Origin of the sequence: Sphingomonas adhaesiva (assembly GCF_036946125.1) — a bacterium.
Taxonomy (GTDB): Bacteria; Pseudomonadota; Alphaproteobacteria; order Sphingomonadales; family Sphingomonadaceae; genus Sphingomonas; species Sphingomonas adhaesiva_A.
On sequence record NZ_JAQIJT010000002.1, the window covers coordinates 1008805 to 1025402 of the forward strand.

Here is a 16598-nt window from a genome sequence, read left to right on the forward strand (position 1 = left end):
CTTGCCGCATGGGAAGCCGTGCCGCATAGGTCCGGCGATGACCCGATCCGCCCCGTTGTTCGCCGCCGCGCTGGCTGTCGCGGCGGTTTCGCCAGGTGCCGCACCGGCCTTCGCCGCCGCCGGCGCGGACATCGCCGCCGCCTATGCCCGCGCGCGGATCGCGGAGGCGGCGGGCGACCTGTCCACCTCCACCCGCGCCTATGCGACCGCGCTCGATGCGGCGCCCGCGGATGTCGCGCTCGCGCTGCGTGCCTATCGCGAGGGCGTCCGCGGCGGCGACATGGCGCTGGCGGATCGCGCCGCCGCGATCCTGACCGCGCGCGGCGTCGCGCCGAACGATGCCGGGCTGCTGGCGGTGGCGAAGGCCGCGCAGGCCGGCGACCTGCCCGCTGCGCGCACCGCGGTCGCCGCGCTCGGCACCGGCCCGATGCGCATCTTCGCGCCGTCGCTGAAGGCCTGGATCGCGGTAGAGGCGAGGCAGGCCGATCCGCTGTCGCCGCTGGATGCTCCCGGGAACGACGTGGTCGCGCGACGCCTGGCGCGGGAGACGCGGGCGCTGGTCCTGCTCGCCACCGGGCAGACCGCGCCGGGCCTCGCCGCCCTGCGCGCGGTGCTCGGCAACGACCAGGCGGCGCAGGACAACCGCCTAGCCGCGGCACGGCTGCTCGTGGCGCGGGGCGAGAGTGCCGCGGCGGAGACGCTGCTGACGGGTGACGCCCCCGCGATCGTCGCGCTTCGCGCCCGGCCGGAGGGGCGCGACGCGTCGCTGGCGTTCGGTACGTCGCATCTGTTCGCGCGCGTCGCCTCGGACCTGGCGCTGGGTGCGCCCGGACCGATGTCGTTCGCGCTCACCCGCGCCGCCTTGCGCGCCGATCCGCGCAACGACCGCGCCCGACTGTTGCTGGCGGGTGCGCTGGCGAAGGACGGCGCGCTCGATGCCGCTTTGGCGACGCTGGCGGAGATCCCGGGCGACAGCATCCACGCGCGCGCCGCGGCGGCCGGACGCGCGCAGCTGCTGGCGGAGGCCGATCGTCCGGTCGACGCGCTGGCGGCCGCGCGCGCCGCCGCCGCGGCCCCGGACGCGACGCCCTCCGACATCCGGCGGCTGGCCGATCTGTATCTGGCGGCGGGAGAGGGCGCCGCCGCCGTTCCGCTGTACCGCAGCCTGGTCGAGCGGGCCGGGGACGCCGCCGATGGCACCGACTGGCTCCAGCTCGGCGCCGCGCTCGATCGCGCCGGGCGCTGGCCCGAGGCGCGCGCCGCGCTGGACCGTGCGCACGCGCTGTCTCCGGACGATCCGCTCGTGCTCAACTATCTCGGCTATTCGCTGGTCGATCACGGCGAGCGGCTGGCCGAGGCGCAGGCGATGCTGGAGCGGGCCGCCGCCAGGCGCCCCGACGATCCCGCGATCATCGATTCGCTCGGCTGGGCGCTCCATCGCCGGGGGCAATCCGCGCGCGCGCTGCCGCTGCTCGAACGCGCCGCGGCCGCCAGCCCCGGCGATCCCGAGGTCGGCGAGCATCTGGGCGACCTGTATTGGCAGGCGGGCCGGCGCTACGAGGCGCGATACGCCTGGAGGGCCGCACGCGTGGAGGCCGAGGGTGACGTGGCGGCGCGGCTCGATCGCAAGATCGCGGACGGGCTGTGACGATGCTGGTAGAGGCGGCGCCCGCCAAGCTGAACCTGGCGCTTCACGTGAGAGGCCGTCGCGGCGACGGCTATCACGAGCTGGAGACGCTGTTCGTCTTCGCACGCGACGGGGACGTCGTGACCGTGGTGCGGGCCGATCGGCCATCCTTCGCGATCGCGGGGCCGTTCGCCGCCGGGCTGGCGGCGGAGGACGACAATCTCGTCCTGCGCGCGCGTGACGGATTTGCAGCGGCCTTCGGTGTCGACGCGGCCCATGCGATCACGCTCGACAAGCGGCTGCCGGTCGCCTCCGGGATCGGCGGCGGGTCGGCGGATGCCGCGGCGACGCTGCGCGCGCTGGCCCGGCTGCACGGGGTCGCGGGCGACGACCCGCGGCTGGTGGCGCTGGCGGCGTCGCTGGGCGCGGATGTGCCGGCCTGCCTGTTCGGGCGCGCCGCCTTCGGCAGCGGACGCGGCGACGCGCTGGAGCCGCTTGCCGGGCTGGGCGACATGCCCTCGCTGCTGGTCAATCCGCTCGTCGGCGTATCCACCGCCGCGGTGTTCGCGCGCTGGGACGGCGTCGATCGCGGCGGGATCGGCGCGGGCGACACGCTGGCGCGCGGGCGGGCGGGGCGCAACGACCTGCAAGCGGCCGCGGAGGCGATCGCGCCCGAGGTGCGCGGGCTGATCGAGGTGCTCGCCGCGCAGCCCGGCGTGGTGCTGGCGCGCATGTCCGGCTCGGGCGCGACCTGCTTTGCGCTGTTCGACGACATGGCCGCGCGCGACGCCGCCGATCGTGCGGTCGCGCTGGCGCATCCGGGCTGGTGGCGGCTCGCCACGACGATCGCATGATCGCGCTGTCGCTGGACGACGACGGCGTCGCGACCGTCACGCTCGACCGCGCCGCCGCGCGCAACGCCTTGCCGACGACGGCCTGGCGCACGCTGGCGCAGATCGTCGCGGACGTGCCGGATACGGCGCGGGTGCTCGTCATCGCCTCGCGGGTGCCCGGCATCTTCAGCGCGGGCGCGGACCTCGCGGATCTCGCTCGGCTGGTCGAGGATGTCCCCGCGCGCGCCGCCTTCCGCTGCGCGATGGCGGCGGCGATGGAGGCGATCCGCGCGCGCGCGATGCCGGTGGTGGCCTGGGTCGACGGCGGCTGCTTCGGCGCCGGGGTGGCGCTGGCATTGGCGTGCGACCTGATCGTCGCCTCGCCCGCGGCGCATTTCGCGATCCCGCCGGCGCGGCTCGGGATCGGCTATCCCGCGCCCGATGTCGCCCGGCTGGCGGCGCGCCTGGGCCAGGGGCAGGCGGCGCGCCTTCTTTTCACCGCCGCGCCGATCGACGCGGGCGAGGCCTGGCGCATCGGTCTCGTCGATATGATCGCGGACGGTGCCGACATCGCGCGTTCGATCGCGCAAAACGACGCCGCGGCGCTCCGTTTGCTCAAGCGGACGCTGCGCGACGCGTCCGCACCTGCGCTAAATGACGCGTTCGAATCGTCGTTTTCGTCCCCCGCCTTCGCCGCCGGCGTCGCGCGCTATCGCCGAACCCCTTGATTCGCGCGCAATGTTGCCCACTTGTTCTCTTGGAACAAATGGAATACACACTCTCCACGCGTTGATTGGTCCGCGCGGGTGCTCTAGCGAAAGGTTTCACGGCAATGGCCGCCAAACTTCAGGTGATCGATACCGGCATGGCAACCGCGAATACAGACCGTCAGAAGGCGCTCGACGCCGCGCTCGCGCAGATCGACCGCGCCTTCGGCAAGGGCTCGGCGATGAAACTGGGGCAGAAAGAGGCGATGCAGGTGGAGGCGATCTCCACGGGATCGCTCGGTCTCGACATCGCGCTCGGCGTCGGCGGTCTGCCGCGCGGCCGCGTGATCGAGGTGTATGGCCCTGAATCCTCGGGCAAGACCACGCTCGCGCTCCATGTCATCGCAGAGGCGCAGAAGAACGGCGGCACCGCCGCGTTCGTCGACGCCGAGCACGCGCTGGACCCGGTCTATGCGCGCAAGCTGGGCGTCAACATCGACGAACTGATCGTATCGCAGCCCGACACGGGCGAGCAGGCGCTGGAGATCACCGACACGCTGGTGCGCTCGAACGCGATCGACGTGCTGGTGGTCGATTCGGTCGCCGCGCTGGTGCCGCGCGCCGAGATCGAGGGCGAGATGGGCGACAGCCACGTCGGTCTTCAGGCGCGGCTGATGTCGCAGTCGCTGCGCAAGCTGACCGGGTCGATCAGCCGCTCGCGCTGCATGGTGATCTTCATCAACCAGCTGCGCATGAAGATCGGCGTGATGTACGGCAACCCGGAGACGACGACGGGGGGCAATGCGCTGAAGTTCTACGCCTCGGTCCGTCTCGACATCCGTCGCACCGGCGCGATCAAGGACCGCGACGAGGTGACCGGCAACGCGACGCGCGTGAAGGTGGTGAAGAACAAGGTCGCGCCGCCGTTCAAGCAGGTCGAGTTCGACATCATGTACGGGGAGGGCATCTCGAAGATCGGCGAGATCCTCGACCTGGGCGTGAAGGCCGGGCTGGTGGAGAAGTCCGGCGCGTGGTTCTCCTACGATTCGGTGCGGATCGGTCAGGGGCGTGAGAATGCCAAGACCTTCCTGCGCGAGAACCCGGAAATGGCGGAGCGTCTGGAGAAGGCGATCCGCGCCCGTACCGCTCAGGTAGCCGACGAGATGATGGCCGGCCCGAGCGAGGAAGACGACCTCTGAAGCCGGACCGCCTGCCGCGGAATGGATGATGAGCGGCCCGCCGGGAACGGCGGGCCTTATCGTGTCCGTCGGCATCGTGTGAGAGGCTCCGCCGCGACTGGGTGGAGGCGTAAGGGGCGCGGAGCGTCGGACGGCGTTTGCGGCGTCCGTGATGGCCCCTTTACAGCGCGCGGCGATGCATTGCGTCGTTCGATACTTGGCGATGGCGTTCTTCCAGCCAGGAAGACTTTCCGGATAGACCCGCCCCGCGGCATCTCGCTCACCCCAGCGTCGCGACGATCGGGCGGCGGATGGTGCGGCGTTCCGTCATGCGCTGGCCATATGCGTCGTATCTCCGGTCGACGCGTCTGGCATCGTCTTCGCCGGCGGAGAGTCGTCCATCGCGCTGTGCCACGCTCGCGCTATCGATGACACGGGTTGAGGTGGTGCTCGGTGGACGGCGTCGCTCGCGCCCTCGACGCGTTTCAGGTCGCCTCGATCGGAGAGCCCGTGTTCGCCACGACGTAGTGACGGTCGCGCTGCCGCTTGCCAGGGCTTTCTTCGCGCTCGCAAGAGGGAGTCGTTCGCGGCCTCGACGCGCTTCAGATTGCGCCGGTCGGCAACCTGTTATCCGCTGCAACGCAGCAACGGTCGCGCAGTCACTCGCGTGCGCTCTATTCGCGCTCCGAGAGGCGTCGCTTCCGCCCTCGACGCGTTTAAGCTCTCCTCCCTCGGCGACCTGTTCTCCGCCACATCGCAGTGACGATCGCGCGGCCGCTCGCCCGGGCTTTCTTTGTGCTTGGGGTACGGCGTCGCTCGCGCCCCTTGCGCGTTTCAGGTCGCCTCGATCGGAGAGCCCGTGTTCGCGCTGACGTCGTAACGGTCGTGCCGCCGATCACCCTGGTTCAGGTGAGACGTTTGCAAAACGGGTGCAACAGCACCGAATCCATTCCGTGCTCCTGCGCAGGCAGGAGCCCAGGGTTGCATGCCCCACGAGGCGTTGCTCTGCCTGGCCCTGGGCTCCTGCCTGCGCAGGAGCACGGAGTAGCCTTTTGCAAGGGTTTCGCTCACGTCGTGCTCGGACGATGATGTCGTTTTTGCCGTCGATGCATCTCGGGTCGCCCGGAACGGCGGCCCGGTTCGCCGCCTCCGCGCCCATAGTGCATTGACCGCTCACGCCGGCTTTTGTGGCTCAAAACCAGCGGCATCTCTCCCGACATCCCGTCGCCTGCGCCCGAGCGGCAGGACCGGCCTCCCGATGGCACTGGCGCGTCATGCACCGATCGGACATCTCTGGCGATCGCAAAGAGCGACGAGGTGAGCGATGACGGGCGCGGCGGACTGGAGCGGGCGGGTGGGACGTGCGTGGGCCGACGAATGGCGCCGCACCGAGCGCGCCTTCGCCGGGATCGCGGCCGCTCTGGATCGCGCGGTCGCGGAGATAGCGCCCTCGTCCGGCCGCGCACTCGACATCGGATGCGGGGTGGGCAGCACGACGCTGGCGCTGGCCGACGCGCGTCCGGGGATGGAGGTGACCGGGGTCGATCTCGCCGCCGCGCTGATCGCAGTAGCACGCGTGCGGCGCGCGGCGGTGTCGGGGGACGCCCGCCCGGTGTTCGAAGTCGGCGATGCCGTCGCGGTCGCGTCGTCGCTGGCGCCGGTCGACCTGATGATCTCGCGCCACGGCGTGATGTTCTTCGACGATCCCGTCGCAGGCTTTGCCGCGCTGCGGGGGGCGGCGGCGCCCGGCGCGCCGCTGGTCTTCTCCTGCTTTCGCGCGCGGGTCGAAAACGACTGGTCGCACGCCGTGGACCGGGTCCTGGGCGTCCAGCCTGCCGGCACCGGCTATGCGCCGGGGCCTTATGCGCTTGCCGACCCCGCCGCGACGGCGGATATCCTGCGGCGGGCCGGGTGGGTCGACGCGGCGGCGGTCCCGCACGACGTCCCCTATGTCGTCGGCGCGGGGGACGATCCCGTGGCGGACGCGCTCGCCTTCTACCGCCGCATCGGCTCGGCCGCCGCGATCCTCGCCGCCGCCGCATCGGACGAACGCGCATCGCTGGAGGCCAGGCTGGGGGAGATGCTCGCCACGCGGATACACGGCGGCGCGGTGACGTTCAGTGCTGCGATCTGGATCTGGACCGCACGCGCAGGGGAAGCCGCATGACCATCACCGTCCATCACCTGGAAAACTCACGCTCGCAGCGCGTGCTGTGGATGCTGGAGGAACTGGACCTGCCGTACCGCGTCACCCGCTACGAGCGCGACAGGAAGACGATGCAGGCCCCGCCGGAGTTGCGCCGCGTCCACCCGCTCGGCAAGTCGCCGGTGATCGAGGATGACGAGGAGCAGGGCGCGTCCGGTGCGCGCGTCGTGGCGGAGACCGGCGCGATCGTCGAATATCTGGTCGACAAGGCGGACGGCCGGCTCGGTGCGCCGCCGCGCCGGGACGAGGCGCTCGCCTACCGCTTCTGGCTGCACTATGCCGAGGGGTCGCTGATGCCGCCGCTGCTGCTGAAGCTGGTGCTGGGACGCATCCCGCTGATGGGCCGCGCCGCGACGAAGCGGGTCCAGCCGATGATCGACCGTCACCTCGATTTCGTCGAGCAGTCGCTGGCGGCGAAGCCGTGGTTCGCGGGCGACGCCTTCAGCGCGGCGGACGTGATGATGAGCTTCCCGCTGGAGGCCGCCCGCAGCCGTGCCGGGCTGGACGCGTCGCGGCCGAACACGATCGGCTGGCTGGAGCGTATCCACGCGCGCCCGGCGTATCAGCGCGCGCTGGAGAAGGGCGGCCCCTACGCCTATGCCTGAGAGCGGGTAACGAAACGACACGGATTGTGGCGCGCGGCGACTTTGCCTAAGCCGCAGCGCATGACCATCTCGACCAACGACATCCGGCGCTCGTTCCTCGATTATTTCGGCAGTGCCGGGCACCGCATCGTGCCCAGCGCGCCGTTGGTGCCGCAGAACGACCCGACGCTGATGTTCGTCAACGCCGGGATGGTGCCGTTCAAGAACGTGTTCACCGGGCTGGAGACGCGCCCCTATTCCACCGCCACCTCGTCGCAGAAGTGCGTGCGCGCCGGCGGCAAGCACAACGACCTCGACAATGTCGGCTATACCGCGCGGCACCACACCTTCTTCGAGATGCTGGGGAATTTCAGCTTCGGCGACTATTTCAAGGAGCAGGCGATCACGCATGCGTGGACGCTGCTGACGAAGGAATGGGGGCTGTCGCCGGACAAGCTGACCGCGACCGTCTTCCATACCGACGATCAGGCGTTCGATCTGTGGAGGAAGATCGCCGGGCTGCCCGAGCACCGCATCATCCGCATTGCGACCAAGGACAATTTCTGGGCGATGGGGGCCGATGGGCCGTGCGGGCCGTGCTCCGAAATCTTCTACGATCACGGCGATCACATCCCCGGTGGCCCCCCGGGCAGCCCGGACGAGGACGGCGACCGCTTCGTCGAGATCTGGAACCTCGTCTTCATGCAGCACGTGCAGGAGGCCGATGCGATCGTCGGCGACCTGCCGCGGCCGTCGATCGACACCGGCATGGGGCTGGAGCGTATCGCGGCGGTGCTGCAGGGCGTCCACGACAATTACGATACCGACACGTTCAAGGCGCTGATCGCGGCGTCGGGCGCGCTGACGCAGACCGCCACCGACGGCGCCAACCAGGCGAGCCACCGTGTGATCGCGGACCATCTGCGCTGCGCCGGCTTCCTGGTGGCGGATGGCGTGCTGCCCGCCAACGACGGTCGCGGCTATGTGCTGCGCCGGATCATGCGTCGCGCGATGCGCCACGCGCATATCCTGGGCGCAAAGGAGCCGTTGATGCACCGGCTGGTGCCTGCGCTGGTGGCGGAGATGGGCGCGGCCTATCCCGAACTGCTGCGTGCGCAGCCGCTGATCGAGGCGACGCTGGGCCAGGAGGAGACGCGCTTCCGCCAGACGCTCGACAAGGGGCTGCGGCTGCTGGATGACGCCACGACGGGCATGAAGTCGGGTGACGTGCTGAAGGGCGAGACCGCGTTCAAGCTCTATGACACGTACGGCTTCCCCTATGACCTGACCGAGGATGCGCTGCGGGTTCAGGGCCTGCGCGTCGATCGGGCCGGGTTCGATGCCGCGATGGCGGAGCAGAAGCGGGCCGCGCGGGCCGCGTGGAAGGGGTCGGGCGCGAAGGCATCGGACGAATTGTGGTTCGACCTGGCCGAGGAAGTCGGCGCGACCGAGTTCACCGGCTATGCCAGCGACACCGGGCAGGGCGTGGTGCTGGCGCTGGTCAGGGACGGCGCGCGCGTCACCTCGGCCCGGGCGGGCGAGCAGGTCGACGTGATCGTCAACCAGACGCCTTTCTACGGCGAGAGCGGTGGGCAGGTCGGCGACGCCGGGAGAATCGCGAGCGACGCCGGGCTGGCGGCGGAGGTGAGCGACACCTCCAAGCAGCTCGGCAAATTATGGGTGCATCATGCGCGGATCGACGCGGGCGAGATCAAGGTCGGCGACACGGTGACGCTGGCGATCGACGTCGCGCGCCGCGCCGCGATCCGCGCCAATCACTCCGCGACGCATCTGCTGCACGAGGCGCTGCGGCAGAAGCTGGGCGGCCATGTCGCGCAGAAGGGCTCGCTGGTCGCGCCGGAGCGGCTGCGCTTCGACGTATCGCACCCCCATGCGATGTCGGCGGAGGAGCTCGGCGTCGCGGAGGCCGCGGTCAACGCGCAGATCCGCGGCAACGGCAACGTCGAGACGCGGCTGATGACCCCCGACGACGCGATCGAGATGGGGGCGATGGCGCTCTTCGGCGAGAAATACGGCGACGAAGTCCGCGTCGTGTCGATGGGCAGCGAGGATGACGGCACGACCTATTCGATCGAGCTGTGCGGCGGAACGCATGTGAAGGCGCTGGGCGACATCGGCGTCTTCAAGATCGTCGGCGAAAGCGCGGTGTCGAGCGGGGTCCGGCGGGTCGAGGCGCTGACCGGCGAGGCGGCGCGGGCCTATCTGAACGCGCGCGACGAGAAGCTGCGCGAGGCCGCGGCGACGCTGAAGACCGCACCCGACGATGTGCCGGCGCGGGTCGCCGCGCTGGTCGAGGAGCGCCGGCGGCTGGAGCGCGAACTGGCCGAGGCGAAGAAGGCGCTGGCGCTGGGCGGCGGCGCCGGTGGCGCGGCGGCGCAGGGGCCCGAGACGGTGGCCGGCATCGCCTTTTCGGCGCAGGTTCTGGACGGCTTCGATGCCAAGGGGCTGCGCGGCGCGGTCGACGAGACGAAGGCGCGGATCGGATCGGGCGTCGCGATGCTGGTCGCGGTCAACGACGGCCGCGCCTCGGTCGCGGTCGGCGTGACCGACGATCTGGTCGCGCGGTTCAACGCGGTCGACCTGCTCAAGCGTGCCGTGGCCGCGCTGGGCGGGCAGGGCGGTGGTGGCCGTCCCGACATGGCGCAGGGCGGTGGCCCCGACGGGACCCGGGCGGCGGCGGCGGTCGATGCGGTGCGCGCGGGTCTGGAAGAAGTCGCCGCGGTCTAGAGCGTGATGACGTGATGTTGACCCATCGTGATTGTCCTGAGCCGTTCGTCGGCGAGGAGCGACGTGCAGCGCGGGCTGGTAGCCCGTGCCAGCGGCGCGACGTCGTCCGGCGGGCGGCTCAGGACAACCGCTTTGCGGCGGGCGGAATGTCGTTCGTGGCGTCGTCCCTCGTCAGTCACGGGGGCAAAGCCCCGTTCCCTCCTCGCTCCTATCCACGAACGACATTCCGCTCCGTCCCGACGGGTCAACATCACGTCATCACGCTCTAGCTGCGGTCCTGCGAAGATAGGAGCTCGGGGCCGGGTAGGACAATGCCCTACGCGACCGGCAACGTGGCCGTCCCTACTGGGGCTCGGCCTTCGCGAAACCCTCGCAAAAGCGCCTTTTCTGCGCCCCGGCGAAGGCCGGGACCCAGCATCGGTACGCTCGTATGATGCTGAAACCGGGTCCCAACTGTTCCTCGGCCTTTGCGGGACCCTTGCAAAACAGGTGCGACGGCACCGAGCCCACGCCGTGCTCCTGCGCAGGCAGGAGCCCAGGGCCCAGCACGTCACCGCCTTATGGGACCTGCATCCCTGGGCTCCTGCCTACGCAGGAGCACGGTGTAGCCCTTTTGCAGAGGTCCCACCTTCGCCGGTGAGGCGAAGATCGTTGGCGTCAACCGGATGTTTTCAGCCGCGCGGCAAATCAAGGCCGCGCAAGGCAGAGGAGCGGGCCCCGCGGCCCGCCCCCCATCCGGATCACTTCTTCTTCTTGGCCGGCGCCGCGGTATCGGTCGCCGCCGTGGCGGTCGCCTCCGTCGCGGCCGTCGCCGAGGCGGTCGGGGCGGTTGCCGCGGCGCCACCCATGGCGGCCTTCAGCTGATCCGCCGTCATCCCGAGGGTCACACCCTGCGGTCCGGGGCCGAACCCCGCGACCGGCAGCTTCGCGTCGCCCGAGGTCGTCGTCACCGTCACGAAGCTGGCGTCGGCCGACTTGATCGTGCCGAGCTGTGCCCCGCCGGTGCCGTAGACGGCGGCGCCGGGAACCAGCTTCGCCTTGAAATCGGCGCTGGCCTGCGCCTGCTGCTGGCTGGCGGCGGCCTCCAGCTGCGCCTTGGTCATGGCGAGAACCGGGCCCTTTTCGCCCTTGCCGAGCGAGGAGAGCGGGATCGCCGCCTTGACGGTGCCGGTATTCACCACGGCATTGGTGCCGTCGGTGGTATCGACGGTGCCGACGACCCCGCCCGAGGTGTCGTAGACGGTCGCCCCGACCGACACGCCGGCGCTGGCCTGTGCCGCGGGCGCGGCGGTTTGCGCCGATGCCAGCGCGGGCAGCGCAATGGTGGACGCGAGGGCGAAAACGGCAAAGCTCTTCACAGAGGATCTCCTTTTGTCGTTTGTTGATCTGCTGGGCAGGCCAACGGACCAGTAACGATCACGGTTCCCCGATAGTGCCCGCGCCAGTCTGCACGCTGCATGAACCGGCGGTACGTCAGCTTGATGTTCCCTTATCGTTCTTGGCTTGCTAAGGGGCGATATGGCAAAGATCCAGAAGCGTTTCGTGTGTCAGTCCTGCGGATCGGTAAGCCACCGCTGGCAGGGACAATGCGCGGACTGTGCGGAGTGGAACACGCTGGTGGAGGAGGCGAGCGCCGCGGCGACGCCGTTCCAGGCGCGGCACAACCTTCAGGGCGGCGGGCGCACCATCGCGATGATCGGCCTGGACGCGGAGGTCGCGCTGCCGCCGCGCACCGCCTTCGGGATCGCCGAGCTCGACCGCGCGCTGGGCGGCGGACTGGTGAGCGGATCGGCGACGCTGATCGGCGGCGATCCGGGAATTGGCAAGTCGACCCTGCTGTTGCAGGCAGCGGCCGCGCTGGCGCGGCAGGGGCACGACGTCGCCTATGTCTCCGGCGAGGAGGCTGCGGATCAGGTACGGCTGCGCGCACGGCGCCTGGGGCTGGGGGATGCGCCGGTGCGGCTCGCCTCGGCGACCTCGACCCGCGACATCCTGACGACCATGAGCATGGGCACACCGCCGCGGCTGCTGGTGATCGATTCGATCCAGACGATGCATTCCGATCTGATCGAGGGCGCCCCCGGGACCGTCAGCCAGGTGCGCGCGAGTGCGCAGGAGCTGATCCGCTTCGCCAAGGAGCGCGGCACCGCGGTGGTACTGGTCGGGCACGTGACCAAGGACGGGTCGATCGCGGGGCCGCGCGTGCTGGAGCATATGGTCGATACCGTGCTGAGCTTCGAGGGCGAGCGCAGCCATCAGTATCGTATCCTGCGCGCGATCAAGAACCGCTTCGGCGGCACCGACGAGATCGGCGTGTTCTCGATGGTGGCGGAGGGACTGGTGGAGGTGACCAACCCGTCGGCGCTGTTCCTGACGCAGCGTGACGAAGGGGTCACCGGCGCCACCGTCTTCCCCGCGCTGGAGGGCACGCGGCCGGTACTGGTCGAGATCCAGGCGCTGGTGGTGCGCGTCGCGAGCGGCGCGACCCCGCGGCGCTCGGTGGTCGGGTGGGATTCGGCCCGGCTGGCGATGATCCTGGCGGTGCTGGAGGCGCGCTGCGGGCTGAGTTTTTCGACCTGCGAGGTCTATCTGAACGTCGCCGGGGGCTACCGCGTGCAGGATCCGGCGGCGGATCTGGCGGTCGCGGCGGCGCTGGTGTCTGCGCTGAGCGAGCGGCCGGTGCCGGCCGACGCGGTCGCATTCGGCGAAATCGCGCTGTCGGGGGAGCTGCGTCCGGTCGCGCATGCGCCGCTGCGGCTCAAGGAAGCGGCGAAACTGGGGTTCGAGCGGGTTCTGCTGCCGGTGGCGGCCAGGGCGGAGGCCGACGCGATGCGGGTGTCGGCGTTCCGGACGCTGGGACAGTTCGTGGATCACATGCTGGGCCGCGGATGATATGCCGGCGGACACGGACGAAGTGAGGAGTTCGACATGAGTACATCCGTGGCACGTGTGCCGACCGCCTCGGCCAGCCGCTATCTCCAGCAGCTGGCCAAGCATTGGAGCCACAAGATGACGGTCACCTTTTCGGAAGAGGAGGGGCGGATCGCGTTTCCGAACGGATCGGTGCTGGAAATGCGGGCCGACAGCGCGACGCTCGACGTGGTGCTGACCGTGCCGGAGGGCGAGGACGTGTCCCGGATGCGCGAGGTGGTGGCGAGCCATCTCGACCGCTTTGCCTTCCGCGAGGCGCCGCTGACGTTCGACTGGCAGGAGGGATAAGAGGATCGTTTGGCAATTCCGCCGTTCCCCGGCGAAGGCGGGACCTTTGCAAAACTTCACCGTGCTCCTGCGAAGGCAGTTCCGCGTACAACGGCGGGCAAGGCGCGCGGAACCCTGGATGCCGGAACAAGGCTCTCCTGAGCTTGTCGAAGGGTCCGGCATGACGGGGGTGATTATGTGCGTTCCCAACAACCGTCATTCCCGCCTCCGCGGGGATGACGCGCCGACCTCAGCTTACGAAATCCCCAGATCACCCGGCCCGAACGCGTCCGGCAGCAGCTCCGACAACCGATAGCTCGCCACCGCTTCGCCCTCAGCGCCGGCGCAATGCACCGCCAGGTCGCGCCCGCCCAGCTGCGCCGCCTCGTTCAGCACCTGCCGGCAGCGGCCGCACGGGCGCACCGGATCGCTCCCGATGGCGCGCCCGTCGGCGTCCATCGCGCCGCCGATGACCCCCACCGCCACCACCTCGCGTAGCCGCCCCTGCGCGCTCACCGTCGCGATCGCGACCGTCTCCGCGCAGAGCGACAGGCCGTAGCTGGCATTCTCCACATTCGCGCCCGTGACGATGCTGCCGTCGCTCAGGAGCACCGCCGCCCCGACCGCGAAGCGCGAATAGGGTGCGTGCGCATGGACCGCAGCGGCGCGCGCGGCCTCGATCAATCGCATTGCCTCAGTCATTTCGCTGCCACGTCCCAGTTCACCGGCCCCTCGACCCCATCGACGCGGCGAATGTCGCTCGCGCGCCACATCCGCCAGCCCCGCGCACCGTAGGTCGGCGACAGGAAATTGCCGGTCGCCCACAGGCTGCGATGGAAGGATTCGGTCAGATGGTACTCCTTCTCCACGCTTTTCGTCACCTGCAGCAGCACGGGCTTGCCGGTGTGCGATTCGATCCGCTCGATCATGTCCTTCACCCCGTCGATCAAATGCCCACGGTCCGGGCGATCGGCGCAGCCCTCGTCGAAGGCGAAGGCGATCGCCGCGGGCAGCGCGGTATCGTCGCGCGGGACGACCGTGTTGAACGCATCGGCCTGCGCCGCGGGCGGCTGGCAGAAGGAGAAGACGTGGATCGCGCCGCGCCGGACCCCGGCGGCGGCCATCGCGGCCCAGTGCGACTGGAACGCGCGGTCGCGCGCGGTCGCGCCGACGGTCGCGACCGCATAGCCGAACTCCGCGCCCGCCCCCTTCAGCACCGGCCATTCGATCGCGCCCGTCGCCTCCGACACGTCGACGCCCTGCGACGGATAGCGCTCGACCGGCGGATGCCAGCGGATCGCCATGCGCCACGCCGCCACGCCGGACAGCGCCAGCGCCGCCGCGAACAGCACGAAGCGTCCCAAACCCCACATAATGTTCTCAAGCCTTGATGTGCAGCACGCAGATGAGGGTGAAGAGGCGGCGCGCGGTGTCGAAGTCGATCTCGATCTTGCCCGCCAGCCGTTCCTGCAACAGCTCGGCCGCCTCGTTGTGGATACCGCGGCGCGCCATGTCGACGGTTTCGATCTGCTGCGGGGTCGACTGACGTATCGCCTGGAAGTAGCTGTCGCATATCGCGAAATAGTCTCTGATCGGCCGGCGGAAACGCGCCAGCCCCAGCACCAGCGTCTCCAGCGGCGTCCCGTCCTCGCGCCGGATCTCGATCGCCAGCCGCCCTTCCTCGACCGACAGCCGCACGCGGTACGGCCCGGCATAGCCATCGGCCTGTTCGCGCTGCGGGGCGAAGTGATTGCCCTCGATCAGGTCGAAGATCGCGATCCGCCGTTCCTGCTCGATATCGGCCGAGCGCCACAGGATGGTGCGCTCGTCCAGTTCGATATCGATGATCCGCGGATCGGCCATCCGGGAGCCGATAGTGCCGAAGCGGCGCGCTATCCACAGCTTTCGTCGCATGCGGGCTACAACCCGCCCGATCGCACGGTCTATAGGACGGCATGGCGACTCTGGCATTCCCCGCACCGGCCCCGGCCGAACCCGTTCAGCTGCCCCGCAACGTGGAGGCGGAGGCGGCGATGCTGGGCGCGATGATGATCGACAACCGGCTCGCCGACGACATCGTCGACCGGCTGGAGCCGCTCCATTTCTTCGAGCCGGTCCACGGCCGCATCTTCGCCGCGATCAAGAATTTGCGGGCGCAGGACATGCTGGCGACGCCGGTGACGCTGCGCCCGATGTTCGAGGCGGACGAGGGGATGCGCGAGCTGGGCGGCGTGGCCTATCTCGCCAGCCTGACGGGCTCCGGCGCCGGGCTGATCGGTGCGCGGCAGTTCGCGCAGCAGATCTACGACCTCGCCATGCTGCGCGCGCTCGTCTCGGTCGGGCATACGATGGTCGACCGCGCGATGGACACCAGCGAGGAGGTGAACCCGCGCGCGCAGATCGAGGCGGCGGAGGAGGAGCTGTTCCGCGTCTCCGCGGAGGGCGCGACCGAGAGCAGCGTGAAGAGCTTCGCGCAGGCCAGCACCATGGCAGTGAAGATGGCGGAGAAGGCGCTCAACTGGGGCGGCAACCTGTCGGGCGTCACCACCGGGCTGGACAGCGTCAATTCCAAGATCGGCGGCATGCACCATTCCGACCTCATGATCCTGGCGGGGCGACCCGGCATGGGCAAGACGTCGCTCGCCACCAACATCGCGTTCAACGCGGCGCAGCGCTGGATGCGCGACATGCGCGACGGCATCCCGCCGTCGAAGTCGGTCGGCGCGAAGGTCGCCTTCTTCAGCCTGGAAATGAGCGCGGACCAGCTCGCCACGCGTATCCTGGCGGAACAGTCGCGGATCAGCTCCGAGGCGCTGCGCATGGGCAAGATCAGCAAGGCCGAGTTCGAGCAGCTGGCCGCCGCCGCGGCGGAGCTGGAGAATTTGCCGTTCTTCATCGACGACACCGGCGGCCTGACGATCGCCTCGCTCCACACCCGCGTGCGCCGGCTCCAGCGGCGCCACAACAACGAGATCGGGCTGGTCGTGGTGGATTACCTCCAGCTGCTGACGGGCTCGGGGAAGGGCGACGGCAACCGCGTGCAGGAAATCTCCGAGATTTCACGCGGGCTCAAGACGCTGGCGAAGGATATGAACGTCCCCGTGCTGGCGCTGTCGCAGCTGAGCCGTGCGGTCGAAAGCCGCGAGGACAAGCGCCCGATGCTGTCCGACCTGCGCGAATCGGGCTCGATCGAGCAGGACGCCGACATGGTCTGGTTCGTGTTCCGCGAGGATTATTACATCGCGCAGCGCGAACCGAAGCGACCGATGGAGGGCGATTCGGCGAACGTGTTCGAGGATCACGCGCGCTGGGCGGCGGACATGGAGCGGGTGTTCGGGCTCGCCGAGCTGATCGTCGCCAAGCAGCGCCACGGCGCGACCGGCAAGGTGGTGCTGAAGTTCGATCCCACGATCACGCGGTTCTCGGATTACGCGGGGTTCTGATCCGAAGCTCCGTTCGTGCTGAGCGAAGTCGAAGCACGGCCACCGTCGCGCATGGCCTTCGACGTCGCTCAGGC

14 protein-coding genes are annotated in these 16598 nt (G+C 70.0%); 10 read left to right on the top strand and 4 right to left on the bottom strand.

From position 1 onward, the window contains the following. Positions 1-37 precede the first annotated feature (37 nt). The 7 genes from PGN23_RS11010 (at position 38) to alaS (ending at position 9883) form a co-directional block, all read left to right on the top strand. A complete protein-coding gene (locus PGN23_RS11010; protein WP_335302915.1) occupies positions 38-1648 on the top strand; it encodes a tetratricopeptide repeat protein in 1611 nt (536 codons plus the stop codon). Between the two features lie 2 nt (positions 1649-1650). Then, entirely contained in the window at positions 1651-2481 is an 831-nt protein-coding gene (locus PGN23_RS11015) for a 4-(cytidine 5'-diphospho)-2-C-methyl-D-erythritol kinase (RefSeq protein WP_335304576.1), read from the top strand. After that, complete coding sequence (locus tag PGN23_RS11020; protein ID WP_335302916.1) at positions 2478-3188, top strand: enoyl-CoA hydratase/isomerase family protein; 711 nt, start codon at positions 2478-2480, stop codon at positions 3186-3188. Before PGN23_RS11015 ends, PGN23_RS11020 begins: the two co-directional genes overlap by 4 nt. Before the next feature lie 104 nt (positions 3189-3292). Next, positions 3293-4366: a recombinase RecA gene (gene recA, locus PGN23_RS11025; RefSeq protein ID WP_335302917.1), complete on the top strand. Its 1074-nt coding sequence runs from the start codon at positions 3293-3295 to the stop codon at positions 4364-4366. A gap of 1303 nt (positions 4367-5669) precedes the next feature. Further along, positions 5670-6512, top strand: coding sequence for a class I SAM-dependent methyltransferase (locus PGN23_RS11030; protein ID WP_335302918.1), 843 nt, complete (start codon positions 5670-5672; stop codon positions 6510-6512). Beyond that, positions 6509-7156 carry a glutathione S-transferase family protein gene (locus PGN23_RS11035; RefSeq protein ID WP_335302919.1) on the top strand — a complete coding sequence of 216 codons (648 nt, stop codon included), beginning with the start codon at positions 6509-6511 and terminating at the stop codon, positions 7154-7156. Before PGN23_RS11030 ends, PGN23_RS11035 begins: the two co-directional genes overlap by 4 nt. 60 nt (positions 7157-7216) lie before the next feature. After that, complete coding sequence (gene alaS / locus PGN23_RS11040; protein ID WP_335302920.1) at positions 7217-9883, top strand: alanine--tRNA ligase; 2667 nt, start codon at positions 7217-7219, stop codon at positions 9881-9883. A 740-nt stretch (positions 9884-10623) separates the two neighbouring features. On the opposite strand, the gene PGN23_RS11045 is transcribed toward alaS, so the two are convergent. Further along, complete coding sequence (locus PGN23_RS11045) at positions 10624-11241, bottom strand: hypothetical protein (RefSeq protein ID WP_335302921.1); 618 nt, start codon at positions 11239-11241, stop codon at positions 10624-10626. A gap of 160 nt (positions 11242-11401) precedes the next feature. Between PGN23_RS11045 and radA the strand changes: the two genes are divergently transcribed. Together radA and PGN23_RS11055 are read left to right on the top strand one after the other, a co-directional pair. Further along, positions 11402-12775, top strand: coding sequence for a DNA repair protein RadA (gene radA / locus PGN23_RS11050; protein ID WP_335302922.1), 1374 nt, complete (start codon positions 11402-11404; stop codon positions 12773-12775). Positions 12776-12811: 36 nt separating this feature from the next. Beyond that, positions 12812-13102, top strand: a complete 291-nt coding sequence (locus tag PGN23_RS11055; RefSeq protein ID WP_335302923.1) for a DUF2218 domain-containing protein — start codon at positions 12812-12814, stop codon at positions 13100-13102. Positions 13103-13336: 234 nt separating this feature from the next. Here PGN23_RS11055 and PGN23_RS11060 read toward each other — a convergent pair whose 3' ends face one another. From PGN23_RS11060 to PGN23_RS11070, 3 genes are read right to left on the bottom strand one after another with little or no spacing between them, the layout of a single operon-like run. After that, on the bottom strand, positions 13337-13771 hold the full coding sequence (locus PGN23_RS11060; protein ID WP_335302924.1) for a cytidine deaminase: 435 nt from the start codon (positions 13769-13771) through the stop codon (positions 13337-13339). 8 nt (positions 13772-13779) lie between these two features. Continuing rightward, complete coding sequence (locus PGN23_RS11065) at positions 13780-14454, bottom strand: GH25 family lysozyme (protein ID WP_335302925.1); 675 nt, start codon at positions 14452-14454, stop codon at positions 13780-13782. A gap of 7 nt (positions 14455-14461) precedes the next feature. Next, on the bottom strand, positions 14462-14944 hold the full coding sequence (locus PGN23_RS11070) for a UPF0262 family protein (protein ID WP_335302926.1): 483 nt from the start codon (positions 14942-14944) through the stop codon (positions 14462-14464). A 92-nt stretch (positions 14945-15036) separates the two neighbouring features. Here PGN23_RS11070 and PGN23_RS11075 point away from each other — a divergent pair, with 92 nt between their 5' ends. Then, complete coding sequence (locus PGN23_RS11075; RefSeq protein ID WP_335302927.1) at positions 15037-16524, top strand: replicative DNA helicase; 1488 nt, start codon at positions 15037-15039, stop codon at positions 16522-16524. Positions 16525-16598: the final 74 nt, after the last annotated feature.